Below are 25,573 nucleotides of genomic sequence, written 5' to 3'. Positions count from 1 at the left end.
TTCCGTATGCCGCAATCGATTGTGCTATTTTTCCATATTTTATTTATTCTTTTTTTGATTAGCATTGCCCTAAATGTTTGTGTTTTAACATCATTCCATTATGAAAAAGCAGCTAATTGGTTTATTATTTTACATCCTATCTGCAGCCTGTCCGCTATTGGTTTGGGCACAAAAGGGAACGGTTAGCGGCATAAAAGTATGGCCGCGACAGGATATGGAAACGAGCAGAATTAAGGATTTCAGCCCCTATCTGGCCGAAAAATTATTTAATGGGCCATAATGGATAAATGTAATTTCCTGATGAGATTGAGTCCTTTATTATTACAACGAAAAGAATAAGATCTTCTAACAGGAAAATATTACCCAATGACTCAACAATATTGGCATAACCACAAAACGATATCTAATTCTGTGGTATATTAATAGACCGAATATAAACCTAATCAGATATGAAACCGCAATTACTAAAAGTTTCAACTACACCTACGCAGTCTTTTAGCGTGAGGAGAGACCTGGTTCCTTACATGAACAACAAATGGCATTATCATCCGGAGATTGAACTCATCCATCTAAAAAAAGGCGTAGGCACACAATTTATTGGCGACAATATCAAAAGCTTTAGATCAGGGGATATTGTGCTGGTTGGCCCTCATCTTGCCCATTACTGGAGATTTGATGATTGTTATTTCAAAGATCAATCTAACGTACAGGCTGATGTTAGGGTGGCGCATTTTAGCGAAAATTTTTGGGGAGATCAATTCCTGAACCTGCCCGAAAACAAGGCCATTAAGTCTTTATTGGAAAACAGCAGAAGGGGCTTGCAAGTGAATGGCAAAATTAAGGTAAAAGTAGCTGGCCTGCTTGAAAGGATGCTGGAATCAGACGGGGCTTCCCGCATCATATTGTTAATGGAAGCGCTCAACCTGATTGCTAACTGCAACCAAACCGTTAAACTTTCTTCCATCGGTTTTAAGCAGGATTATGATGAAACCTCCAATATAAAAATTAATGCTATATACAATTTCACACTAGAAAATTTCAGGCGGAAAATACATCTGGAAGAAATTGCAAGTGTAGCCGTCATCAGTCCAAATTCATTTTGCAGGTACTTTAAATCTAAAACGGGCAAAACATATTCACGGTTTTTAACCGAAATAAAGGTTGGCCATGCCTGCCGGTTATTGATAGAGAACAAACTCAATATCAAACAATTGTGTTATGAAAGCGGATTTAACAACATGGCCAGTTTCCATAAATATTTCAAAATTACTACAGGAAAAAGCCCGCTAAGCTATCAGCGAGAATTTATTTCACAAGGTACAAATTGACCAATTTACACTGGCGATAACTGAATGGTTCAAATTAAAAACTATTGTTCTATTAATGCTGTAGCTGTCCATAAAATGGGTGCCTGTCCATGCAGATCACCGGTTACCCTTTTTCTGTCCAGGTAATATTGTTTATCGTTTTTCTTATTAGTACCCTCACATACTTCTTTCACATTGGCATTTTCATCGAGATAAGATACCAGCCCTATCCAGGCTTTTCTTGCCGCCGGAGCATATTTTTCTTTAGCCAACCAACCTTTTTTCACTCCTACCACCATGGCATAGGCAAACATACCTGTTGATGAACTTTCCTCCCAGGATAGGGGTTCATCTATCAATTGCCGCCACAAACCAGAAGGTGCCTGGTATTTTAACAAAGAAGCCATCATTATTTGATAACCTTTCAAAATCCGTGATCGATCGGGGTTGTTAGCGGGCAGGGAGGTTAATATTTCGGCCATGCCGGCTGCCATCCATCCATTGCCTCTTGCCCAAAAGAAAGGAACATCTGGTGCATGATAAAACAGGCCGTTTGGCCGCTGAAGTGAATCCAGGTACAATACCATTTCCTTTGCTGCCCTATTGATATATTTGTCATCTTTGGTCACCCTATAGGCCTGGGCCTGTAAAGCGGTTATCATAAACATATCGTCTATCCACATCCGTGTATGCCATGTATAGCCACTTTTAAAAGCGGCCAGCTGGTCCGGGTTAACCTTCACACCTGAATCTGGTGCTGCCCATTGTTTATCGGCAATAGCTTGCCCCATTTCCTGATATTTTTTATCACCTGTTTGTATAAAGAGCTGAAGGGGCACAGCTCCAAAAACGGCATAATCTACATTTGTTACCGGGGGAATCATACTGGCTTCCTGAGCGAACATGGGTTCAAATCTTTTGATCAGCTCATTTTTCAGGCTACTGTTTGCCGATGCTTTGGCAAATTTTAGTGCACCGTACCAGGCACAGCTTTCTGCGTAAGTAATTACCCTGGGTGGGGTTGGTTTATTAAAATTGGTATGCGGAGTAGCTACAAACCTGACCGCAACTCTACTACCTACTTCTTCTGGTGAAACACCTTTAGGCCATTTTTTTAAATCTGCTGACTGCGGTAAACTGATGGTGGGAAAAGCAAATAATAATCCCAGGATTACGATAATATTTTTTTTCATATGCATGTTCAATTTGATTAGTAAACCAATCTAAACGACTTATAAAGCCTGCCTAATCTATGGCTCCTGTTTTCATTTTCTCCTTGCCAGATCCTTCAAGCCAGGTCTGCATTTTGCCTTTTACTTCTACTTTGATCACACTGGCTACCTGATTGGGTGCACCGGGTGGTAATTTCAGCGTTACCTGATCTGCTTCTTTTTTCCAGGTTACTTTACCGCCATTGTTCAGCAACCGGGCTGATATCAACTCGCGTGATATACCTTTCACCATCAGTTCTCCGTTTGCCGGCCACTCGAAAACAGAAAAATACAAGGTGGTATTTCCGTTAGCCAGATCCTTTCTGGTTACCCTACCCCAGGTTTGCGACTGGATAGGACTGGCTTGTGTAGCATATATTGCCTCACTGTATATCTTCATCCAGGCGCCCAGGTCTTTTAACCGTTCTACACTTGCCTCTGGGAAAGACCCATCTGGTTTTGGCCCGACATTTAATAGATAGTTCCCGCCTTTTGAAGCGATATCTACCAAATTACGAATCAAAGTAGCCGATGATTTCCAGTTGGTATCCGAATTCCTGAATCCCCATGTACCGTTCATGGTCATACAGGTTTCCCAGTCTTTACCGTCCAGCTCACTTAAATTTGGGATTTTCTGTTCAGGTGTTTTGGTATCTCCCGGGAAGTTTGGTCGTTTTAACCTATCGTTTGTAATGATGTTGGGCTGTAATTTTAACTGCTCCTGTAACTTTAAGGCAGCCTCATCTGTCATGTTGGTTGGGGTATCCCACCACAATACCGCAATATCACCATAATTGGTCATCAGCTCTTTTACCTGAGGCACAGCAACCCGATCGATATATTGCGCAAAAGACGATGTTTCCTGCGCCGGATCCCAGTGTCCTTTATGTTCCTGGGTATAACGGTTAATTTTAGTGCTATCGGGATTCGGCCAGCCTTCGGCCATTAACTTTCTGGCTACCGAACCGCCAGCATTACCCCAGTCTTGTGCCTGAGAGTAATAAAAACCTAATCTGATGCCATATTTTTTACAGGCAGCGGCAAGAGGTTTTAACAAATCCTTTTTGTAGGGTGTGGCATCAACAATGTCCCAATCGCTTGCTTTCGAATCAAACAGCGCAAAGCCATCGTGGTGTTTGGCCGTAATGATCAGATACTTCATTCCAGCATCTTTGGCCATTTTAACCCATAAATCGGCATCGAATTTTACAGGATTAAATTTTTCTGCTATTGCTTTATATTCTGCTACCGGTACTTTCATTCTGTTCATAATCCATTCTGCACCACCTCTGGCCTGTTGGTGTCCGTTATATTCGCCTGCCAACTGGGCATATACCCCAAAATGGATGAACATACCAAAACGGGCTTCCCGCCACCATCCCATTTTGTCGTTTTGCGATACCTGCTGTTGAGATTTTACAATAGCAACTGAAAAAGTAAATATCAAAAGCAGACAACTAAGTTTCTTCATCATATTATTTTATTAAGAAATTGAAATTATAACCCTTTGTTTTTAAGCATACAATCACCAAAAATTGGTTATTATTTAGTTTATTTAACTACCATTGTTTGTATTGGTTTAAACCAATTGGGGCCAATATTTTTTGCCTTTAGTATTGAAAGTTGGTCATGATTTACCCTTGCTCCGGCTTTTTGCTGTTTTATGTTCCAGATACCTTCCTGTTTTTCGAATTTTGCATCGCTAACACTAAAACCCTTATCAAGATTTTGTGGAGTTGAAGTGGCAACCAACACATTTCCGTTAAAAATCACATCAGCATTTTTGTCAACCCAGCTTACCGGATGAGTATCTGCTTTTACCAGATTATTGGTAATCACCACTTTCTGCGGAGGCAATATCCGGTCAGCATTTTTGCCTGCACCAAGTGAAAAAGCCTCTTTGCAGTCTACAATTGTATTGGACGTAATATCTGCATATTTCACCTGCCAATGGCTTACCAAAATCGGATTCGGCAGTCCATCCATTACCGATATTGCAGCTCGCAAACCGGTACCGGTTAAACCTTGCAGATAATTATTGTATACTTTGTGATGTTCGCCGATTACCCGGATACCACCAGTATTTTCAATTTTGTTTCCGATGAAAATATTCCCGGACACTTCATTGTAATTACCATGGCGCAAGGTCAAAGTACCCACGCTTTCGAAAAATAAATTATTAGATATGGTATTCCTGCATGATTTAACAGAGACAATCTCAGTTTCTCCGTTGCAGTGCGCGAAAATGTTTGCATCAACTTTTGTGAATGAATCATACATAGACCAGGTGCTTGTGCCAATCCGGATGGTTTCGCCCCCATTTCCGCCGATATCTGGTCGTGGACCAAAATAATTATGGTCTATCTGATGGTAGTTAGGCTGGTCTGAAAGCCATACGACTAAGGTGGGCGCCTGATTGGTTTTACCTTCAAAATAACAATGATCTACCCGGTTATGATCGCCATAAAGTGAGGTAAATGTATATTCCGTAGCCTGATCAGGTGGATTATAACCTATAACCGACGAATTTGTTAAACGGCAATTAGCAGATTTTTCGGAAAATGTGATCACATTTTCACCTTTTGTAAAACCATCCTTAAACGACATTCCATCTGCAATTAACCAGGTTCCCTCAATTCTTAGTGAAGCTGTTCCCGTAAAGACCACGTTTCCGCCAGTCTCTGCTACAAAGGTGATGGGTTTTGAGCGTGTACCATTACCTTTAAATACCAGTTGTTGATTTTTCCATTCGCCATTTTTAAGAATTACGTTATCTCCTGGCAACAGGTTTAAAGCAGCCAACTCAGTAGCAGCGCTTATTTTATAATCTTTTGCAGATCCATAGATCGAACAAACTATCAGGATACCTGTTAAATAAAAATTCAGTCTCATATATTTGGTTATTTATATGCTTTAAATCAGCGTCCTACTGCTTTTTATAGTTTTTATACCGCAGCAGCGCTTCTAAATAATAATAATCGGCATAACTCAATGGTACATCAACCTCACTATCTGATGGTTTTGAACCTGTACTATGCAATAAAATAAAGCCTTTAACAGTTCCTGCTGGCGCAGCATAAGTTGTACTTAAACTTTTCAAAATCTGGTTTGCCTTTTGATAATAATCCGTTTTGTTCTTGCTGTACCTGCTTAATTCATATAAACCGGAAGCAATAACAGCTGCAGCTGATGCGTCTCTTGGTTCATTTGGAATGTGGGGCGCGTCAAAATCCCAATAAGGCACCAGATCTTTTGGCATATTCGGATGAGTGAAGATAAACTTTGCAATATTTTCTGCCTGTTTTAGATAAGCGGGATTTTTAGTGTACCGGTAACATAAGGTATAACCATACAAGCCCCATGCCTGCCCGCGGGCCCAGGCAGATGAATTACGATAGCCCTGATGAGTAGTTTTCTTAATTACGCCGCCAGTTTTAGGATCATAATCGACCACATGATAGGAGCTAAAATCTTCACGAAAATGATTTTTCATGGTAGTATTGGCATGGCTTACTGCAATTTTATGGAAGGATGAATCGCCTGTTAATTTAGTGGCTTCGAATAACAGTTCCAGGTTCATCATGTTATCGATAATTACCGGGTTTACCCATTTATCCCGGCTATGGTCCCAGGATAGGATCGTCCCTGTCTTATTGTTAAATCGGGTTGACAAGGTCTTTGCAGCTGCTATAATAACCTCTTTATCGTGTGCATTTCCTGTTAAACGGAATGCATTGCCTACGCTACAAAAAACTTTAAAACCCATATCGTGGGTAGTAGCGTTATTCTTTTCGTTTTCTATAGGTGTAGTAAACGCTCTTGCTTCGGTTTTCCATTGATCGGTTTTATAATAGTCATCCAGATACCATAATACACCCGGAAAAAACCCGCTTGTCCAATCTCTGCTGGCAACGAGTTTAAGTACCCCATGATCTAATGTTCGTGGAGAAATTAGTTCCGGTTTAGTTGGGTCGTTCGATTTTTTTATTTCCTGCAACATCAATTGGGTTTGGACAGCAGCCTGTTGAAAGGCTTTTTTAACATTTATATCCTGCGCAAAAGCAGCTGTTTGCAGGAACAATAAAATAATTGCTGGAATAAGGTATCTAATTTTGATCATCATCATGGGTTTATAGGGATTAATTGAATTTCCGGGAGTTTCATCAACCCGCTTTTAAAAAATGGTCCGGAAGCAATGAAAATTTCGATTATCAATTTCATATTACCTGGTCATAAAGGTGAAACTTACTTTACCAATGGTATTTGGCTTTCCTTTCTCTGCCATAGAGATACTTCCTTTTAACTGGCCGTTTTTAAGTCGCTCTACCTTAATTTTCCTCCAGGTAAACGCGCCTCTTTCAAATTCAAAAGTTTCTCCATCATCATCATATAAATAATATTCACTGGCTTTTTGGCCATAGTGGCGAATTTCGAGATCTACTTTCGCGCCTAATTTGGGTGAGTGGAGTAAGGCCGGCATCAATGGGATTATTCCACCATCTTTAACATAAACAGGTATTTTATCTAAACCTGGGGTTACGGTGATAACCTGTCCATCGCCGACAAAAACACCGGTATAAAAATCATACCACCTGCCTTTTGGTAAAATCACTTTTCGCTCAGTCTGACCGGTAAACATTGGCGCAACAAGCAAATATTCGCCAGCCATGTACTGATCCTTAATCTCCCTGGAAGTAGCTTCTGCATAGGGGTTTTCTTCTAAATCAACATTGGCTTTTTTCTCCATTTTTGCCTCCTGTGTAAAACCTTCTTCTAAATTCATTCCCCTAAAAGGCGGTATACCTTCAAAATGGTATTTTGCAGATTCGCTATACCAATAAGGCATCATGCTCATCCTTAATAAAGCATACTCCTTCACCTGTTTTTCTACATCAGGATAAGTCCAGGGTTTGGTGCCACTTGCCCAGGCATTGATCATGGCCATAGGCGAGAAAACATTCGATTGAAACCTCCTCAACCACTCCTCTCCTGTTTTAGAAGCCCTCACCTCCGGTGTCCACAGTACGCCGGCATAACCACTATTAATAAGAGCGGTAACAAAGTCTTCATGGTTATAATAATCGTTATAAAGTACATAAGGAAAAGAAGTTCCACCGCCATTAGATGCCCTAACCAAACCATAGGTACGTTTGTTACTGTTTTTGAAGATATCAGCAGAGTAGCGCTGCATTAGCAGCCCGTAAGTTTGGCGCATTTGCTCAGCACTCGTACCTGAAGGAAAAGTGGCAACATCTGGCCATAAATAATAATCATATCCGTCAACCTCATCAATTTTATATCCACTTACCCCTATCGCTACCTGATCTTTTTGCAATTGACCAAAGAAAAGCTGTCGTGCTTTTGGCAGGTTAAAATCTGGCACAGCACCCAACCAAACGGTATGTGAAGCGGTTAAGGGCCTGATATCTTTATAAAACGGTGCATCTGGCGAAACATAAGGGTTAATCCAAAGATTTAACCTGATCCCTTTGGCCAGCATATTTTTTACAAAACCAGCAGGTTCGGCAAACCTATTTTTATCCCACGAAAAAGTTCCTGGGTAAGCTTTACTTTGCCAACCAGGTTCAAGGCCTACAAAATCTAATGGATATCCCTTTTCTTCAAAGCTATTGACCTCTTTTTCTACATCCGCAGCAGTTGAACGTGTCATTACCCTTTGTGTAAAACCAAGGCCCCACCGTGGCGGCAGATAACCACCGCCGTTAAATAAATTATATCTTTTAACGGCATCCAACGGTTTAGCCCCTGCAAAAACGTAAATTTCTACGCCTGCCGCTGGAACTAAAATCTCCACTTCATCTCCATTGTTGCGGGATGACCAGCTTTTGTCAGCATTTCTGTCTTTTGGTATGGGAAAATCTTTACTGTCTTTCCTCATACCTGTTCCGGCCCATACTTTAAGGTACCTTGCCGAATTGATAAAAACGCCATACCCCTTAGATGAAACATAAAAAGGAACCGGGGCATGTGTTCTGCCATTATCCTTTCCACCGTAATGATCTACGTGCAGTTCCAAAATCTTCCCCCGCTGATGTATGGTTTGAAAATTCAATCCAAAACCATATAACTGCTCCGTTTTATCAAGCGGGATTCTTAAATAGGTTTTGCCATCATTAAGCTGGGCTTTGATTGCCTGCTCAGAGAAAGGAAATGTTGCCTGACCTAATTTGCTTAATGATTCGTGATTGGGTTTAGCGCCCGAAGCTTTTAAAAGATCATAAGCTTCCGGAGTACCAAATACACCTTTCCACACTCCGGGCTCTATTTGCGTCCAAGCTATTTCCTGGGCTTTCAAACCAAAATGCAGGTGAAGAAGAAGCAAGGCAAAAAATGGCAATCTGAATAATTTCATAAGGATTTTGTGGACAGATACGAATAATTAGAACTCAACTGGGGCTACATTCTTTTAAAGATGAAGGTAAAAATACAACAAACCGGCATAGTTGATATATACCCGGTTTGTTAGATGAAATTACAGTGAGGGGGCCAGCGATGCGCCAAAAACGTGGACAATACCATTGGTGGTTACATAACCTGCACTTCGATCATTAGTCCTGTTGTTATGCACAATTGGCGCCTGGTCACTGTTATTCAATATTTTTAGATAAAAGATCCCGTTTTCGTCAAAGCCCTTACCGTTGTTGGCATAACCCAACATGGATGATTTGGATAACACCGCATTTGCCGGCAGAATTGATTTTACAGGCATATTATTGGCATTGAGATTATCGAAATTATACTTGCCCTGTCCAATCAGGTATAAGAAATAATTTTTGACATCTTCTTTGGGGTAATCGCTCCATTTGGTAGCTGGTTTCGTTATTGGCAGGCCTGTAGTAGGATTAATGCCGGTAACAATAGGAAAATCGAACCATAAACCTGCTGTTGGTATGTTACTGGTTGTTACTGTTACGCCATTGGTTACTTTTGTAGGTAATACCCTCACCCCAAGGTTATGCAGAAAAAGAAAGGTACGATCGCTTTTTTCGTATTCTGCAAGGTCTATGCCTGCATATTCCAGGCCGAGTTTCATATACTTAAAAACGGTATCATTTGCATCGGTTGCCATACCAGTACCGGTTGCCCTGTCTTCCAAAAACTTACGGGCCGATACACCGATATTGGGATCAAGTGTTTTCTTCACGTAATCATAATCCTTCTGACGGTACAAACCAAACATTTTTCCGCAGCCGCTTTGGCTAATCGCCATCAAAATCAATAAGATTGAAGGCAATATTCTATTTTTAAAAACTTTCATTTCCATATCATTAAAAGCCTGCAACGTTAGTCAGGCGTAATTTTAAAAAATTAATCATTACTCACCGTAACCAGGGTTCTGCACCAGTTTTTTATTCGAATTCATTACTGCCCTGCTTAATGGCCAGTAAGAACGTCGCACATCTGTAAAACCAACTATGTCAGTATTACCGTTTCGAAGCTGACGGTCTTTTAACACGGGATCCATAATTTCTTTCACTTTGTTTGTTCTTACCAGATCAAACCAGCGTTTGCCTTCGCCGATGAGCTCATATTGACGTTCCTCCAAAATTGTATTTTCCATTGCGGCTTTAGCATTTACCTTAACATCGGTTGCCATATACTGATCTACATTGGCCCTTTTCCGCACAAAATTTAAATATTTAAGTGCATTTGGCAGATCATTGTTTCCGTTAAGTGCTTCTGCGTAGAGCAGATAAATATCAGATAACCTGTACATTGGCAGGTAAACAGCTGTATTCTGATTGTAATATAGGTTTAATTCTGTAGTGGGTATTGCACCAACCGGGTTTGAAGGACTTGGATAGAATTTCAGGAAACGATCACGGTTGTTAAGGCTAGGATTTGCAACTGCATACACATCTAATGTTTGTTTAGGCCTGATATCGTTGGTATGAACAGGCTGGGTTTGAGGCAAAAAGTAACTTGCGTATAAAAGCGGATCAAGTTGCATCTGTCTGTTATTGGGCGAAAAAGATATCTGCATGCAGGCACAACTGTTTGTGGCAAAATCCCAGTGGATAGACCATATGGTTTCTACGCTCGCTGCAGGGGCCGTAAATATACTTTTCCAGCTGGCTGTTGGCTCCAGGTTGGCATCAGATGTACCCGTATACAGTGCGCCTTTAGGGTTTCTGGCCTTAAACAGGTTATTGATCCAGAGGATAGCATTGGTATAATCTTTTTTCCACATATACGCATCTGCCAGGGCTGCACAAATAGCACCTTCATTCATATAGTAGACCGATGCATTCTGATTTTTAACGGTGAGGTCGTATGCTGTTTTTAAATCCTTGATGATCACATCGTCTAAAATCTGCGCTGCCTTAGTCCGTTCCCGCTCGGCTGCAACCTGACTATCCTCGTAGGGTTCTAACCAAACTGGCGCATCGCCCCAAACCCTCACCAGGTAAAAATAAGAAATTGCCCTAATGGCATAAGACTGCGCCAGGTTTGCATTAACAATTGCCTGGGTAACATTATTATCCAAAGCTGGTACCCCTGGTATATATTTAATGTTGCTGTTTGCCCTGGCAATCACGGTATAAAGCCTTGACCAATCGGCATAGGGATTATCTGTGGTAAGGGCATTAAGTGCTATCTCAGTTGTGTAGGTGGTGGTATAGGAAAGAAAACGGTCGAAATTATCTGACCTGAACTCGCCCCAATAGTGGTAGCGGTCGTTAAACTGCGATTCGCCCACCATAGTAAGCTGAAAAGCAGAATACATGCCCGCCATTGCGGCATCAATATCATATTTTGATTTGTAGAATTTATCGCTCGACACCTGCGAAACAGGAGCCTCTGTAAGGAACTTTTTGCAACTGCCCAATGTGAGCAATAGCATAAAAATACAGGTATATTTTATTGTTTTCATGTTGCTTATTATAAACTGATGTTTAAACCAAATCCAAGTTCTCTTCTTTTGGGATATTTCCCTGTATCATCGCCGGGGGTTAAGGGGTTAGAAGTGCTAAATTCAGGATCATAGCCCTTATAGTTGGTCCACGTTAATAAATTCGTGCCATATATAAATGCTGTTACTCCTTTGAGATACACCCGTTTTGCAAGGGCCGGATCCATACCATAGGCAAACCTCATGCTGGCAAGCCTGATAAAAGAACGGCTTTCCAGGTAGGCACTATTGCCATTAGCTTTTAAATTACCCCTGGAAGGTCTGTTTGGATAATAGGGATATTTTGCGATATCTCCAGGTTTTTGCCAGGAATTGTACAGCACATCAGGGTTACCAGGACCTGTATTGGATGGATTGTTTGCATTATACAACAAGGTATTATAAATGTCTCCACCTATAGATGCATTGAATAATACATTCAGTGAAAATCTCTTATAGTTAAATGTATTGCCAAAACCGATATTGAACTTGGGTTGGGCATTGCCGATCACATGGCGGTCACCATCATCAATCAGGCTATCCCTTTTGATATTTGCCCATTCGGTATCTCCTCCAACAAGTTTACCGGAAGGATCGTATAGGTTATGAACGGTTCCGTTATAAGGCTGTCCGTTGAAAGTATACTGTGGTTTTCCGTTCACATACAAAGGTTTGTTATCAGCGCCCAATACCACCGTCAGTTTATCCCAGCTATCGTTATAGGCATTAGATTCGTTCCATTGGTAAACCCCTAAGTTTTTCCATCCATAAAAGTCTCCAATTTTTCCACCTTCCTGAACATACCATTTGTTGCCTGCAATAAACGGAACGCCGCCTGCAAGTTCCTTAATGGTACCCCTCTCGAAATAAATGTTCGCATCTATGTTCCATGAAAAATTCTTTTTGGATATTGGCGTACCGGAAACGGTGAATTCAATACCTTTATTAACAATAGAACCAAGGTTAACAATAACCGTTGAAAAACCTGTTTCTTTAACCAGCTGGCGCTGATATAACAAGTCCTTTGATTCCTTCTCATAAAGTTCGCCGGTGAAGTTCAATCTTCCTTTCAAAAAGGTAAGATCCAATCCCAGGTTTTTCTGGATGCCGGTTTCCCATTTAATCAGGCTGTTGCCTATCGTGGTATTATAGGCTGCCCCACCTATCCCATTGTAATTTCCCTCAAACTGTACTTTGGTAATGGCTCCATAATCCTCGATCTGATCGTTACCAACCCTTCCATAACTTGCACGGATTTTGGCATCATCAAGAAATGACTTGGACCAATCCATAAACTTTTCTGCAGAAAAACGCCAGGCCATCGATCCTGAATAAAAGGATCCGCGTTTGTTCTCGGGGCCAAAACGCGACGAACCATCATTGCGGTATACTGCACTGGCAAAATACCGGCTTTTATAATCATAGTTTACCCTGGCAAAAATAGCCTGATTGGTGTTGGCTGTGCCAGTGGTATAAGTTTTGGAGCCCGTCAGATAAGCAGGAAGGGTAACAATAATTTCCTCACTTGCCGAATTCAGGTACTCCAAATGAAATACACTCTGCGTTCTACGGATGGCATTTGCCCCCAATGTTGCGCTTAAGGTATGGTCTTTAAATTTTTGGTTATAGTTAAAATAGGTCTGCGCTTCATACCTGAAATTTTTGGTCAGTTCATTTATACCATTGTTTGTATTCCGGTTTGGACTTACATACCGTGGTGCAAAAAAAGTATACTGTGGATTCTCATAAGCCAGGTTAAAAAGTGTGGTCCATTTGATATGCCTGGTGAGATCAAAATCCAGTTGGTTATTGATCTGCGCCGAATAGGTTTCGGTTTTATTGATCTCATACATCGCATTGGCCACTGGATTCCGCTTCGAAGCGATATAACTCGTTAATGCCCCATCCGGATAATAGATCAGCGAGTTTGCCGGCCTGTCGAAAATAACATTTACCGTTCTTGCAATGGGTATTTCATTTTTGGTCTGATAGTAAAGCGAAAAATTTGAGGTGTATTTAAGTTTAGGCAAGGCCTGGTAAGAAATGTTCAATCTGGTTTGAAGTGATTTCGCAAAACTGTTGATCACAATAGATTTATCGTCGATATAATTTACGCTCGAATAATAGTTAAAAGTTTTTGAAGCTCCTGCCAAACTTGCATTGACCTGGTTTCGCTGACCGGTATTACCCAGCAACAAATCCTGAAGATCATTATCTGAATTAAAAGAAACGTTCAATGAATCTGTATTCGAGCCTGCCGTGATCAATCCTCCGTTCTGTAACCTTCTAAAAGCCCTAACCTCCTCAGAATTACTCTGCGGGAGTTTATGTGCCAGTTTGCCAAACAGGTGTGTATACTGTATATCTACCCTGGGCTTGCCCTCAATCCCTTTTTTTGTCGTAATCAAAATCACACCATTAGCGGCTTGTGCACCATAAATAGACGCAGAAGCTGCATCCTTCAGGATTTCAATGCCTGCAATATCCAATGGATTGATGTTTCTACCATTGTCTGTAATTACGCCATCAACCACATAAAGCGGACCTGCGCCACCGTTTAAGGTAGTTACCCCTCTAATCTGAACGGTTCCTTCGCCTCCAGGACCACCATCGGTGGTTACAGTTACGCCTGAGGCTTTCCCCTGTAAGGCATTCAATAAGTCTACAGGTTGGCGCTCCTGTATATCTTTGGCGGAAACAGAAGAAACTGCTGAACTAAGGTCGCTTCTTTTAACCTTGCCGCCAAAACCGATTACAACCACCTCATCTAGCGCATTTGAAGCGTCTTCCAGTACAACATTGATTGCTCCGCCGCCAACTTTCCTTTCAACAGTGTTATAACCGATCATGTTAAACTGCAGAATGGCATTCGGGGCTACTGAAATGGTAAATTTACCGTCGTTATCAGTAGATACTCCACCAGTCTGGTCTTTCACCCTTACCGTTACGCCCGGAAGGCCTGCCCCGCTACGGTCTTTAACAGTTCCTGATACCTTTGTTTGCCCCTGAGCAGAAACATTAAAAATGCTGGTCAAAGTTAGCATACATGCAAATACCGCTACCTTCAGCAAAGTCAGATCAGCGGGAAAAAATCGTGTAAATCTTCCTTTCATATCCCTGAATTAAAAGTTAGTAGAAAGTCGACTGGATAGACGAGCTGATTGGCCCGATGGGTGGCGTACAACAAGTTATTGATGTAACGCCAATGGTTCTCAAACCCTGGGTAATTTCTGTTACTCATACGATTTAGTTTTATATTTGGTTAATGCAATTAAAGGATAAAACAAGAAATAGTTGATGCAAGAATTGGCGAACTAATCAACTATTTTGGCAATAGCGCTTCTACATTTTGAAAATAGCTTTCTGATCGAAATGCCTATAATTATTACCCGACACCTATGTTTAGAAAAGCAATAGAGCTGGGAATGGGAATAAAAATTTAAAATCTGTTTACGATAATGATGTCAAAATAGCTTTTAAACGGACCCGGTATCAATAATAGCATGCTACGCAATTTAATAGCATAATAATCAACCATTTGACAGAATACAATTCAGCAGTTATAGGCATAAGGTCTCCGCGCAGATGTTATTTCTTAGCATAAGCAATTAGCTTAAAAATTAAAAAATAAAAAAACTATAGTCCCTTTCAATATCCTAATCAAGAATCTTAATGATCATCAGACGTAATCAGATAAGTCTCACCTTTCCGAACGTCAAGTTCATAAAGATAAGTTTGCTTTAAGTTAAGCGGCTGCAGCGCTGTTTGGCTATGGTTAAGGTATTTTGTTTCCTCCATATGTTTAAGATCACCCATCCGTAAGCCAGCATTCAAATGCTTGATCTTAATTTTGGTAAACGTCCTGATGCTACATTTCCCGGTTCTATTTGCTTTAAGGGATGCCGATTTAAGCTTTCCATTCGCCCATTGTATCCCGATGTTATAATCTCCCCTTGCTTTAATCCCTTCAATTTTACCCGATGGCCATGCATCCGGCAGTGCAGGGAGCAAAACCAGCTCACCATAATGGCTCTGCAGCAACATCTCTGTCATCCCGGCGGTAGCCCCGAAATTACCATCGATCTGAAACGGAGGATGTGCATCAAAAAGATTTGGATATGCTCCGCCACCGCTCATCTGTCCTTTTGACGAAAGTGGATCGATATAATTTAATGCCGAGCGCAACACCTCATATGCATGATTTCCATCCTGCAACCTCGCCCACCAGTTCGTTTTCCAGGCCATAGACCAACCTGTACTCACATCACCACGGTGAAATAAAGACTGTCTGGCTGCCGATGAAAGTTCAGGGTTCCCGTAAACATTGATCTGATTTGCAGGGTAAAGTCCATAGAGTTGAGAAATGTGCCTATGCTGGCCTTTAGGGTTATCCCAATCCTGAAACCATTCCTGTAGCTGTCCATATTGCCCGATCTGATAAGGATATAGCCTGGCTTTGGCCTGTTCGAGCCTTTTTGTAAATGTGCTGTCGATCTTCAAAACTTTCGACGCCAGTATGCACTGTTCGAAAAGTTCTCTGATAATTGACATATCCATCGTAGAGGCAATGCTCAATTGATACTCTTTGCCTTTTATTTTGACTGTATTTTCGGGAGAGGTGGAGGGATTAGTAACCAGATAACCGCTTTTAGGATCTTCTATTAGCCATTCCAACATAAATTCAGCCGCACCTTTCATTAAGGGGTATCCCGTTTTCTTCAAAAACAAGGTATCATTGGTATACAGGTAATGTTCAAAAAGGTGTGTACTCAGCCAGGCTCCAGCCATTGGCCAGGCGGTTTTTCTGGGCATTTCCCGCTCATCCTTATCAAAAGCACCAACCGGTGAGGTTTTGGCCCAGATATCCGAATTGTGATGGGCAACCCATCCTTTATTGATATTATAATTCACCCTGGCTGTTACTGCCCCATTAACTGAAAGGTTTTTGATCAGGTTAATTAATGGCGCATTACATTCGGTAAGATTGCTATTTTCTGCCAGCCAGTAATTCATCTGTGTATTTATATTGGTCGTATAGTTACTGCCCCAGGGTGGCTGCACCAGATCATTCCAAAGTCCTTGAAGATTTGTAGCCTGACCTCCTTTTCTGGAACTTGATATCAGCAGGTATCTTCCATACTGATAATAGAGTGCCATCAGATTTTGATCAGAAACCTCATTGTTTTTAAAACGCAACAACCGTTCATTGGTTGGCAGTTGATCCAATTTAAAATCCTGATCCCCAAGTTCAAAATTTACCCGATTAAAAAGCTTTTGGTAATCGCTCAAATGATCCTTAAAGATCTGCGAATTGCCTTTTTTAATGGCCTTTTTCATGCTGGCCATGGTCTGTACCGAAGGATTTTTACCTGCTAAACCTGCCGACTTATTAAAACCATTGAAACTTGTTGCAGCTGTTAAGTAGATGACAACTTCTGTTGCCTTGCTTACCGTTAAATTTGAAGAAGTATTTTTTACGGTTCCGCCAACATTGGCCACTTTCACCCTGATCTGAAAATTCATTCCCTCTTTTTCATCGTAGACCACCTGTTGAGGATCATACTCCCTTGCGGCCACATACTTTGGTGCTTTACCATTCAAAATCAGTTGTTGCTGACCTGAGCTTGCCACCACATATTTTAATTTGCTTGTTAAATCAAGCTTAAAACTGATCGAGTTTGCTTTGCTAGCCGTTAGTTTCAACACCAAAACCTGATCGGGGTAGCTCATATAGCATTGTCTGGTATATTTTATTCCATCTACGGTATACCTTAGCAGAGAGACTGCATTAGCAAGATTAAGTTCGCGATGGAAGTTCGTAAAAGTGACATTTTTATGGTCAAATTCCAGAAATAAATCGCCCATTGGAAGGTACCTTGCCGAATATGGCCCCTGCATTTTACTCCAGAGCGCTGTTCCTTTCAGGTAATCTCCTTCAAACAATGCTTTCCTAACTTGTGGAAGCAAATTTGGTCCTTCCGGATTGTTCCCCGGGACTGGATAACCAGACCATAAGGTGCTTTCATTTAACTGTAACCTTTCCCGATGCACGTTGCCGAATACCATGGCACCCATTTTCCCATTACCTAAGGGCAGTGCCTCCTCCCAAACCTGGGCAGGCTGAACGTACCACAGCTTTAGGGGCCTGGCAGTTGTTTTTTGAGCATTAACCTTTGCAGTATCAAGACCTATAAAACATATGATTAACTGAAAGATTAAAACAATTCTTTTCTGACTAAGAGTCTTCATATGAGATATCATAAATATTTGGTTATAGTAGGTTTATTTTGCCGAAGCTTAACAAAAGCTGGCATCTGCTAAACCATGATTTTAAACAGAATACCCTGGTCTGTTAATCCTGATTATAAATTTAAAATAAACCGCTTTTATATTTAATCTGCAACTACGTAATAATCCATTAGGTTTTACTCTTCCGAATTATCTATTTAGTCAACAAAATTGACATCAATCAGCAAGCTTACGCTTAAAGCAGGCCAATTATGTTTAGTATTCTGCAAATATGATTGACAAATGGAATTCTATTTAAGATTAATTTGTATGAACCATTTATAAACCGATTGCTTTTTTAAACCTTCTCATAGAAGCCCACGCAAGCCAAACCACTATTCATTAATAGATTATCAATAATGACTAAAATGCTGAATTTAATCCGTGTTACTAGTTTTACCACCATGCCAAGTGGCCGAAAGCTCAAAAAGGGAGATCAGCTCAGATATGATTTCCGAATCGAAAATATTAGTGATTCAATCATTACTAATATCTGTATCAATAAAGAAGGTGAAGAGCCACAAAAGGAAGGAATATCCATTAGTCCAGGGCTTAGCCACACAATAAGTAAAACTTATTTCCTAACACTAGAGGATGAACGGACAGGGATTATCCGAAATACTTCAATCCTATCGGGCCAGATACCTACAGGAGAAATCATTACCGAAAAACTGACAGGATTGAATGAGATAAAATAAATATGAAAAGACAAACTGTTCGGTTTGTCTTTTCTGATGTTGATTTTATTGTGCTACATCGGCATAAGATGTACCAATTCTTATTTTTTTAACAAAATGGGTTGCCTGTGAAGAATCACCTCCATATACGCCCCACTTCGGATCACAGTAATCGACATCTAAAGTTCTGCAATATAAGCGCTGACTACCATTTGCCAGTGTCTGTTTAACGCCATTATACCAGAATTCAATATAGCCCACTGCAGGATCTCTGGATACTTTCATCCGGATAACGAATTTAAGCCAGGTGTTTACCGCCAGTGTGGTAGACCATGGAACCGTGGCTACATGGTTGTCGTCGAAATGCTGTAATTCAAGGTTCCCCGATTTGGTTCTGAGCATCAGGGGATGATTTTGTAGTGATCCGGCAGTTGGATAGGATTTCCATTGGAATATGGCCTCTGTTTTTAATGTAGTTGGCATGTAAATCTTACTGGTCCATCCTATATATATTTCATCTCCATCCTGGGCTTCGTAATTTTTGGCACCATGGCCCTCTGTCCTGTGGCTTGATGCTGGCTTCAGAAATTTCCAGGTTAGGGTACCCGTTTCATCATTTACGGTAGTTACCGTTCCTGTACCTTCAATATTAATGTCTTTCCATACATTAGCCGATCCGTTGGAGGCATCACCATTAAAGAGCACAGACATGATCTGTACCCCTCCTGCTGTAGTGTTTTGCTGCTGTTCAGCTTTGCCAATTTTTTCTCCCGGCGTTTCAGCTGTTGATTGTTTTTTGCAGCCATACTGCAATACGGTGGCGCAGGCAAGCGCCAGAATTACTGGTTTAAAAGTTCTCATAAGGTTATTATTTTGGTTAGTAATAACTAAATTTAGCGCCTTATTTCATTTCATTATTCTGCACCATAGGCCAATTAATCAGCTGGATTAGCATATTAAGAGAATCATTTTCGCCCTAGATATTTTAGAGCTTTTTTAAATAAATCACGAATGAGCATTATGTAAATGAGGCTTTTTTATTAACATTACATTTATTTTATGTTGATGCTTCGAAATATTCAAATTGATTTCCTAAGGTTTTTGGCCATAACACTCGTTATCATGCTTCATTCAGGTGGTTTTACAAATTCCAATATAATAAACCAGATTTACAATACTATAGCGCGTGGAGGATGGATTGGAGTAGATTTGTTTTTCGTTTTAAGTGGATTTTTAATTACCTCACTGGTCCTGAACGAATATAAAGCATCTGGCAAATTTGACGTTAAAAAATTTTTGATCCGGAGAGGCATAAAAATATATCCTTTATTCTACTTTTTTCTGGTCTTCCAATTTTGTTACAGCGCTTACCTTGGAAAGCCTCAGTCTTCCATAAATCTTCTTTATGAAGCAACTTTCATCGCTAATTATACAGCATTAAATAATCTATTTCTTTGGTCGATATGTTGAGGAACATTTTTATTTGATCATTTGCATGTTTGCCTATTTCTTCCAAACGCATAAAGCTTTTCATCCTAAAATTATCCTGAAGATTTATGTTTTCACATTGCTCCTGGGATTCTGCATCCGGATGTTTAATTACATTGAATTTCAAAACTATGATTTTTATAGGGATTACATACCAACTCATTTGCGAATACATGGGCTTTTTGCAGGTGCAGCTTTAGCATATTTTAATATTTATAAACCCAATGCAATTGCTGCAGTAATTGATAATAGAATTTTAAATTCAGCATTACTGTTGTTATCTGTAGCTTTTCTACTTATTAATTTCATTTGGAACTTAGATGAGGATATAATAGTTTCTACATTATGTTTTACAACAAATCCTATCTGCTTTGCTTTCATTCTGATCAATCTAATCACCATGAAAAATAGCTGGATACTTAGTTTGTTAAAACCTATGGCATATATTGGAAAATACTCCTACTCCATCTACTTGTTTCATATATTTTTCTTAAGCGTAAAGTATCCTTTTATCCATAACTACGGCCTTATGTTCGTTATCATTCGATTTGCAGGCATATTTATTGGAGGAATTGTAATTAGTAAGTTAATAGAATACCCGATTCTTAAATTAAGAGATAGGTATATTCCAAGTAACGCAAAGCTGTCATTGGCTTCGTCCTAAAATTCTTTATCATAAACGTTCCTTAAGCTGATGTTGGAACCGCGCATGTATTTTTGGGTTGCTTAAATACCAGCCAAAAACTTAATGATTTACAAAATGCCGTTGCACAAAAAACTCGAGCAGTTAATTTTCTGGAAATTTTGGGCCTTGTAATTACCGAAAACTAACGGAGCTCTAGCCTCTAATGTTGATTTATATAACCATGATGATATTTTAAAGTATTATATCCCTAGGTTTTCACGCGTCCGTATTACTGTATTAACCGGCAGCATCAATTGCTCAGCTATCTGCTCATGTGTCAAAGAAGCATCCTTTATCAGCGCATTTATAACCGCTCCGCCAAACCTTCCGATCTTTGAACGGTTTTTAAGCAGTTTGGGCAACTTGTCTTTAATATCTGAACCAACAGATTGCGGTGCCAAAGGATATTTATGGTTGTTCAAGGAAAAATTCAGTTTTCATCGAACCGCTGAAATGACGGAAACGTTTAATCGTATTTACCTGATAAACAAAAAAAATAGGGAGTAAAAAAAAGGGCAAAAGATCTTTAAAAATCCTTTGCTCTGTGAAGGGTCCAATCGCAGTTCTGAATAAAAATCAATTTGTGGATGAATTAATCGAACTAGGCCGATTTTCAAAAATTCTTTTTAAGGGATAAAATCCAATATTGGTTTTGCAGGAATGAGGATTGCCGAAATCCTCAACTTGAAAATCAATTGGTTCGAGGGTTGACTTCAATGCGCTATAAATTTAAAACAAAAAAACCTTTCAGGCCATCTCCTGTTCATTACCTATTGAAGGTTTTCTCCTCTTAATACTGCAGGCTAAAACTGAATACTTAACATTTTAAAAAAGCGTTTTTAGAAACTTGATATTCGCATAAAGCCCTTAAAGATATAATCAGTTTATAATTTGAGCATAAATTAAGAGCGAAGTTTCTTTTTCAATTTTATAGCTTTGAACATGATTTCAGAAAGCAGCCTTGGTAGTAATGATGATTTTGAGAAAGACCTTAATGAGGAAAAAGATATTGACCTGGAAGAGCCATCATCTGCATTACTGCTCAACGCCATTCCCCAGCAGGTATGGACAGCGAATAGCGCTGGAGAAATTAATTATGTAAACGATGTTATCTGCAGGGATTTTGGCCATAGTCCAAAAACAATCTTAGCGCAGGGCTGGACCTCCTTTGTACACCAGGATGACCTGCTTTCAAGTATTCAGCGCTGGAAGGCATCACTAGAGAGCGGAAAAGAATATACAAACGAATTTAGGTTACTTTTCTCCGACGGCCTGTACTACTGGCACCTTGTTATTGCAAGACTGGTGAAACAGAAAGGGAAACCCGATATCTGGGTGGGAACCAATACCAATATCCACACCCAAAAAATGAATGAGGCCAGAAAGGATGAATTTATTTCTATCGCGAGCCATGAACTCAAAACCCCATTAACCACCATTAAAGGGTTTCATCAGCTCCTTTTGAGAATAGCTGAAGAGGGCAAGGTAAAAAGTTATCTCGAGCGTTCATCAGGACAACTCAACAGATTGGAAAAACTTATAGGCGATCTGTTGGATGTGAGCAAAATAAATGCAGGCAAAATGCTTCTGAATTCAGAACTGTTTGATTTTTCCAGCATGCTCAAAGAAGTGGTAGTAGAAATGCGGCAGATGTACCCTAAACATGAACTGAAATTAGCGATTCAGGATGAAACTGCCTTCAATGGAGATCGATTCAGGCTCGAACAGGTGATCCATAACTTTGTTTCCAATGCCGTCAAATACTCCCCGGATTCAAAAACAGTAGAAATCAATGCAAAAATAGCTGACGGGAACATTATCGTTTCAGTAACTGATTATGGAATTGGTATCAAGTCGAGTGATTTAGAGCAGCTATTTGAACGGTATTACCGCGTAGATAATTCCTCAACCCGATTTGATGGGCTTGGCCTGGGGCTGTATATCTCTGCAGATATTATCAAACGCCATGGCGGAAGTTTCTGGATAGAAAGTACTTTGGGTAAAGGATCTGTTTTTTCTTTCAAGCTGCCATTGATCTCAAACTACCTGGTAAGCCTGGAAATACACACCAAGAGCCATTATAAGGATAAACATATTACCATATCCTGCCCAGCTGACAGTGATACGATGCACGTAGAATGGACAGGACACCAGGATATGCATTCTGTCAAACACGGCGGCACTTTAATGATCGAATACTTAAGGGCAAATCAGCGGAGCAAAGTGTTTAACGACAACAGGCTTGTTCCCGGAACCTGGTCAGAAGCCTCAGATTGGGCTGCAAATATCTGGTTGCCCCTAATGGAACTGGCCGGCTTAAAATTTTTCGCATGGATACTGTCAGAAAGTGCGTTTAGCCAGCTTTCTGCAAAAAAGAGCGTCGAAAACGACGATAAACAGGCTGAGATTGTTTTTTTTACTTATGCTGAAGAGGGATTAAAATGGCTGGCAGACAAAAAGTGAACGGGTTATGATGCTACACCCTAATGCAAAAATTACAGCTATTATCTTATCCTAAGTGAAATAAGATTAGCCGGGAGAGTAATTACATTTGTTTTTTGTCGGGATGAGAAGATTCGAACTTCCGACCTCCAGCACCCCATGCTGGCGCGATACCTGGCTACGCTACATCCCGATTAAAAGTTATGCCTGGCAAATATAATAGCAGATGAAAACAATCACAATCGATAAGTTGCAACCCATTGAAAATCATGCCGAATAAATTACAAAGTTAATTTCAGTTTTTAGAGGTATAGTAAAGATAAAATCTTGTTTTGGCAAGGTAATGAGTGGATACTGGTTGGAAAAGCTAAAAAAGAGCCTGATTATTTAAAAAAAATAATCAGGCTCTATCGATATGTTCTGAAATAATAAATTGATGCAGTTACTTTTTGCACTTACCTAGCCACCAGTATAATTAAAAGAAACCCTTGTTGCAATTTCTGTGTAGCCATCATCTTTAAAATAAGCAACATAATAGCTTCCTGCAGGACTATTGGCTGGCAGGCTCAGTGTGACACTTCCACTTGACATTCCATTGGTATATTTCCAGCTATTAGCATAATTGGTACCGGGTACTTTGTTACTTTGATAAATCCCTACCCAGGCTTTCGCATTAGTTGAGCCATTTGCAAAATTTACGGTAATCGTTTCGCCATTGGCGTAATTTGTTTTATTCAAACTTATTGTCGGCTTTATGCTTGTAATCGAAAAAGTGGTAATTAATCCTTTATGATCGGATGGCCATGTTCCTGTTGGAATCAGGAAAGGATTGGTATAGGTTGGGTCTTCATATCCTTGTCCCCGCACAATTGATCCTGAAGGCCCAAATACAATAGATTCACTTACATTTACCCTGTTACTATTATCGGCATAATAAATGTAATCAATCCGGTCCCTTTCATCTGCATCGGGCGCCCAGACAAGCGAGGAGAGGCTGGCACTGGTATTAAATGCGGCCCAGGTAAAGCCAGGTGCGGTGACCGGGTTGGAATTCCTTACCCTATAAGAGTCCTTAAATCCTTTAGCATATAAAGTAACACTGTTCTGCCAGGGAACAATAGTTCCGCGGTGGTCAAAAAGATTCTTTTGTTCGTTCACCCAATCCAGATGAGACGGTTCGTTAAAATCTCCACCCAATATTACAATCCTACCACTATCCCTTTCCAGTTTTGCATCATTCACAAAAGCTGCGATTTCTTCATCTCTACTCGATTGCAGATTTGAGGCCAAAATAGCATTTACGTCGGTGACTGGCTGACTCATTTTTTGAAAACTATTGCCATCGTAGCCTCTGGGTAGGTAACAGGCATAATTTAAATAGTCCAAATGTGCTGAATAGATAGCAACCTGGGTATTGAGATCAAGATTGATAACCGCCTTATCAAATGCATTTCCATATATCCCTGTTTTAAATGATACGATAGGATATCTGGATATGATTCCTACATTATTGTCTTTAAAAGAATAAAAGGTTAAGTTTTTCGCACTTAATGCCGCTAGAACCCTGGCGCTGAAATTCGTATTATTATAATTGCGCACTTCACTTAAGGTGATTAAATCTGCACCTGATTGTACAATGGCATCAATAATACCATTAAAACCTCCTGACACCTTTGTCCCCTCCTGCCACACATTCAGCTGCAATACTTTTAAACTAAGCGTTGAGCTCGCGGAGGTGCTGGCCTTTAACATTGTGGAAGGTAATGCAATAGTACTATTTGCAGTGGTGGGTGTGCTGTCCTTTTTGCAGCTCATTAAGATGAAGCTGCAAAGGAGGATAGTAAGAAAATTGGTTTTCATAATTGTTTTATTAATATTTGGTTAAAATCATGATATTATAATCTGTGAGAATTGGTAAATACTAGTTTACTTAATATGGCTGCACTGCCAGGCGGAAACAAGACATACAAAAAGTAGGTTGTTTTTGCATTAGATGTTTTGAGTTTAGGATTGAAAAATATTGCCCTTAGTTTTATTGCCCTATTTAACCTGATGTTGGCTGGCAATTCCCCGATCTCAAAACAATCCTCAACACTCTCCTTTTCCTGCTGCTGTACTATCCAAAGTTCAGCTCACTATTTAAGTGAAATGCGAACTACCTTAAGTTACAAACAAGTAATTATAGCTTATAAAATTAAATGAGCGCAAACGTTTGTTTTAAAATTATATATTGAACGGTTATTTAATCTATTTTGATTCCAAAAGACAGAGATTCTTTATACCTTATTGCTTAGTTAATTGCAAACGGATATCTATATCGCACAAACGTTTGATAATTCATTCTGGGCGTACTAAAAAAGCAGCTTTTATTAAATTAATATGAATTTGTATTACAATTAAGACTGGTTTTTCATATGATTAAGGAAGTAAGTGACATGACGAGAAGCTTGATACAATGACAAAAATAATTCGTCAGTCATGAAGCTAATTTCAACCAGATTATTGGCAAAGCAGTTTTTTTAAAAAAAATCAAACAACTAACCACCCTGTAACTAGCTGCC

General features: G+C 40.0%; 17 protein-coding genes and 1 tRNA gene. 5 read left to right on the top strand and 13 right to left on the bottom strand.

Going from position 1 to position 25,573, the window contains the following annotated elements; translation table 11 throughout:
• Positions 1 to 100 precede the first annotated feature (100 nt).
• Positions 101 to 280, top strand: a complete 180-nt coding sequence (locus AC04QZ_RS19505; protein ID WP_086545579.1) for a hypothetical protein — start codon at positions 101 to 103, stop codon at positions 278 to 280.
• A gap of 169 nt (positions 281 to 449) precedes the next feature.
• Positions 450 to 1,328 (top strand): AraC family transcriptional regulator, encoded by an 879-nt coding sequence (locus tag AC04QZ_RS19500; RefSeq protein ID WP_086545578.1) that lies wholly within the window; start codon positions 450 to 452, stop codon positions 1,326 to 1,328.
• A 41-nt stretch (positions 1,329 to 1,369) separates the two neighbouring features.
• Here the strand turns inward: AC04QZ_RS19500 and AC04QZ_RS19495 are convergent, their stop codons facing one another.
• The 9 genes from AC04QZ_RS19495 to AC04QZ_RS19455 form a co-directional block, all read right to left on the bottom strand.
• Positions 1,370 to 2,500: a glycoside hydrolase family 88/105 protein gene (locus AC04QZ_RS19495; RefSeq protein WP_478359110.1), complete on the bottom strand. Its 1,131-nt coding sequence runs from the start codon at positions 2,498 to 2,500 to the stop codon at positions 1,370 to 1,372.
• Positions 2,501 to 2,552: 52 nt separating this feature from the next.
• Positions 2,553 to 3,989, bottom strand: coding sequence for an alpha-L-fucosidase (locus AC04QZ_RS19490; RefSeq protein WP_478359155.1), 1,437 nt, complete (start codon positions 3,987 to 3,989; stop codon positions 2,553 to 2,555).
• 80 nt (positions 3,990 to 4,069) lie between these two features.
• Positions 4,070 to 5,410, bottom strand: a complete 1,341-nt coding sequence (locus AC04QZ_RS19485) for a polysaccharide lyase 6 family protein (RefSeq protein ID WP_478359109.1) — start codon at positions 5,408 to 5,410, stop codon at positions 4,070 to 4,072.
• A gap of 34 nt (positions 5,411 to 5,444) precedes the next feature.
• On the bottom strand, positions 5,445 to 6,641 hold the full coding sequence (locus AC04QZ_RS19480) for a glycoside hydrolase family 88 protein (protein WP_478359154.1): 1,197 nt from the start codon (positions 6,639 to 6,641) through the stop codon (positions 5,445 to 5,447).
• Between the two features lie 99 nt (positions 6,642 to 6,740).
• Positions 6,741 to 8,891: a glycoside hydrolase family 31 protein gene (locus tag AC04QZ_RS19475; protein WP_478359108.1), complete on the bottom strand. Its 2,151-nt coding sequence runs from the start codon at positions 8,889 to 8,891 to the stop codon at positions 6,741 to 6,743.
• A 120-nt stretch (positions 8,892 to 9,011) separates the two neighbouring features.
• On the bottom strand, positions 9,012 to 9,797 hold the full coding sequence (locus AC04QZ_RS19470; protein WP_478359107.1) for a hypothetical protein: 786 nt from the start codon (positions 9,795 to 9,797) through the stop codon (positions 9,012 to 9,014).
• Between the two features lie 57 nt (positions 9,798 to 9,854).
• Positions 9,855 to 11,414, bottom strand: a complete 1,560-nt coding sequence (locus AC04QZ_RS19465; RefSeq protein WP_478359106.1) for a RagB/SusD family nutrient uptake outer membrane protein — start codon at positions 11,412 to 11,414, stop codon at positions 9,855 to 9,857.
• A gap of 8 nt (positions 11,415 to 11,422) precedes the next feature.
• The gene (locus AC04QZ_RS19460; RefSeq protein WP_478359105.1) at positions 11,423 to 14,545 is read right to left on the bottom strand and encodes a SusC/RagA family TonB-linked outer membrane protein; all 3,123 of its coding nucleotides are present in this window, start codon (positions 14,543 to 14,545) and stop codon (positions 11,423 to 11,425) included.
• Between the two features lie 556 nt (positions 14,546 to 15,101).
• On the bottom strand, positions 15,102 to 17,681 hold the full coding sequence (locus AC04QZ_RS19455) for a glycoside hydrolase family 95 protein (RefSeq protein WP_478359104.1): 2,580 nt from the start codon (positions 17,679 to 17,681) through the stop codon (positions 15,102 to 15,104).
• A 398-nt stretch (positions 17,682 to 18,079) separates the two neighbouring features.
• Here AC04QZ_RS19455 and AC04QZ_RS19450 point away from each other — a divergent pair, with 398 nt between their 5' ends.
• A complete protein-coding gene (locus AC04QZ_RS19450; RefSeq protein WP_145954211.1) occupies positions 18,080 to 18,418 on the top strand; it encodes a DUF7507 domain-containing protein in 339 nt (112 codons plus the stop codon).
• 45 nt (positions 18,419 to 18,463) lie between these two features.
• On the opposite strand, the gene AC04QZ_RS19445 is transcribed toward AC04QZ_RS19450, so the two are convergent.
• On the bottom strand, positions 18,464 to 19,258 hold the full coding sequence (locus AC04QZ_RS19445) for a heparin lyase I family protein (protein WP_478359103.1): 795 nt from the start codon (positions 19,256 to 19,258) through the stop codon (positions 18,464 to 18,466).
• A 198-nt stretch (positions 19,259 to 19,456) separates the two neighbouring features.
• Here AC04QZ_RS19445 and AC04QZ_RS19440 point away from each other — a divergent pair, with 198 nt between their 5' ends.
• Positions 19,457 to 19,867: an acyltransferase family protein gene (locus AC04QZ_RS19440; RefSeq protein WP_478359102.1), complete on the top strand. Its 411-nt coding sequence runs from the start codon at positions 19,457 to 19,459 to the stop codon at positions 19,865 to 19,867.
• A gap of 903 nt (positions 19,868 to 20,770) precedes the next feature.
• Here AC04QZ_RS19440 and AC04QZ_RS19435 read toward each other — a convergent pair.
• Positions 20,771 to 20,992, bottom strand: coding sequence for a hypothetical protein (locus AC04QZ_RS19435; RefSeq protein WP_086545566.1), 222 nt, complete (start codon positions 20,990 to 20,992; stop codon positions 20,771 to 20,773).
• A gap of 520 nt (positions 20,993 to 21,512) precedes the next feature.
• On the opposite strand from AC04QZ_RS19435, the gene AC04QZ_RS19430 reads away from it, so the two are divergent.
• Positions 21,513 to 23,033 (top strand): ATP-binding protein, encoded by a 1,521-nt coding sequence (locus AC04QZ_RS19430; RefSeq protein ID WP_478359101.1) that lies wholly within the window; start codon positions 21,513 to 21,515, stop codon positions 23,031 to 23,033.
• A 98-nt stretch (positions 23,034 to 23,131) separates the two neighbouring features.
• On the opposite strand, the gene AC04QZ_RS19425 is transcribed toward AC04QZ_RS19430, so the two are convergent.
• Positions 23,132 to 23,205 (bottom strand) — tRNA-Pro (locus AC04QZ_RS19425).
• Positions 23,206 to 23,471: 266 nt separating this feature from the next.
• A complete protein-coding gene (locus AC04QZ_RS19420; protein WP_478359100.1) occupies positions 23,472 to 24,872 on the bottom strand; it encodes an endonuclease/exonuclease/phosphatase family protein in 1,401 nt (466 codons plus the stop codon).
• Between the last annotated feature and the right edge of the window lie 701 nt (positions 24,873 to 25,573).

It is taken from the genome of Pedobacter folensis, assembly GCF_056490665.1.
The sequence above is the reverse complement of the archived record's forward strand: the minus strand, read 5'-3'. Positions and strand labels throughout refer to the sequence as shown.

Bases quoted from the DNA above. Each gene is read 5' to 3' on its own strand.
- AC04QZ_RS19475 (WP_478359108.1), bottom strand. From the start codon at position 8,891: ATGAAATTATTCAGATTGCCATTTTTTGCCTTGCTTCTTCTTCACCTG.
- AC04QZ_RS19460 (WP_478359105.1), bottom strand. From the start codon at position 14,545: ATGAAAGGAAGATTTACACGATTTTTTCCCGCTGATCTGACTTTGCTG.
- AC04QZ_RS19455 (WP_478359104.1), bottom strand. From the start codon at position 17,681: ATGAAGACTCTTAGTCAGAAAAGAATTGTTTTAATCTTTCAGTTAATC.
- AC04QZ_RS19500 (WP_086545578.1), top strand. From the start codon at position 450: ATGAAACCGCAATTACTAAAAGTTTCAACTACACCTACGCAGTCTTTT.
- AC04QZ_RS19445 (WP_478359103.1), bottom strand. From the start codon at position 19,258: ATGAGAACTTTTAAACCAGTAATTCTGGCGCTTGCCTGCGCCACCGTA.
- AC04QZ_RS19420 (WP_478359100.1), bottom strand. From the start codon at position 24,872: ATGAAAACCAATTTTCTTACTATCCTCCTTTGCAGCTTCATCTTAATG.
- AC04QZ_RS19480 (WP_478359154.1), bottom strand. From the start codon at position 6,641: ATGATGATCAAAATTAGATACCTTATTCCAGCAATTATTTTATTGTTC.
- AC04QZ_RS19490 (WP_478359155.1), bottom strand. From the start codon at position 3,989: ATGAAGAAACTTAGTTGTCTGCTTTTGATATTTACTTTTTCAGTTGCT.
- AC04QZ_RS19505 (WP_086545579.1), top strand. From the start codon at position 101: ATGAAAAAGCAGCTAATTGGTTTATTATTTTACATCCTATCTGCAGCC.
- AC04QZ_RS19440 (WP_478359102.1), top strand. From the start codon at position 19,457: ATGTTGATGCTTCGAAATATTCAAATTGATTTCCTAAGGTTTTTGGCC.
- AC04QZ_RS19485 (WP_478359109.1), bottom strand. From the start codon at position 5,410: ATGAGACTGAATTTTTATTTAACAGGTATCCTGATAGTTTGTTCGATC.
- AC04QZ_RS19470 (WP_478359107.1), bottom strand. From the start codon at position 9,797: ATGAAAGTTTTTAAAAATAGAATATTGCCTTCAATCTTATTGATTTTG.
- AC04QZ_RS19465 (WP_478359106.1), bottom strand. From the start codon at position 11,414: ATGAAAACAATAAAATATACCTGTATTTTTATGCTATTGCTCACATTG.
- AC04QZ_RS19430 (WP_478359101.1), top strand. From the start codon at position 21,513: ATGATTTCAGAAAGCAGCCTTGGTAGTAATGATGATTTTGAGAAAGAC.
- AC04QZ_RS19495 (WP_478359110.1), bottom strand. From the start codon at position 2,500: ATGAAAAAAAATATTATCGTAATCCTGGGATTATTATTTGCTTTTCCC.
- AC04QZ_RS19450 (WP_145954211.1), top strand. From the start codon at position 18,080: ATGACTAAAATGCTGAATTTAATCCGTGTTACTAGTTTTACCACCATG.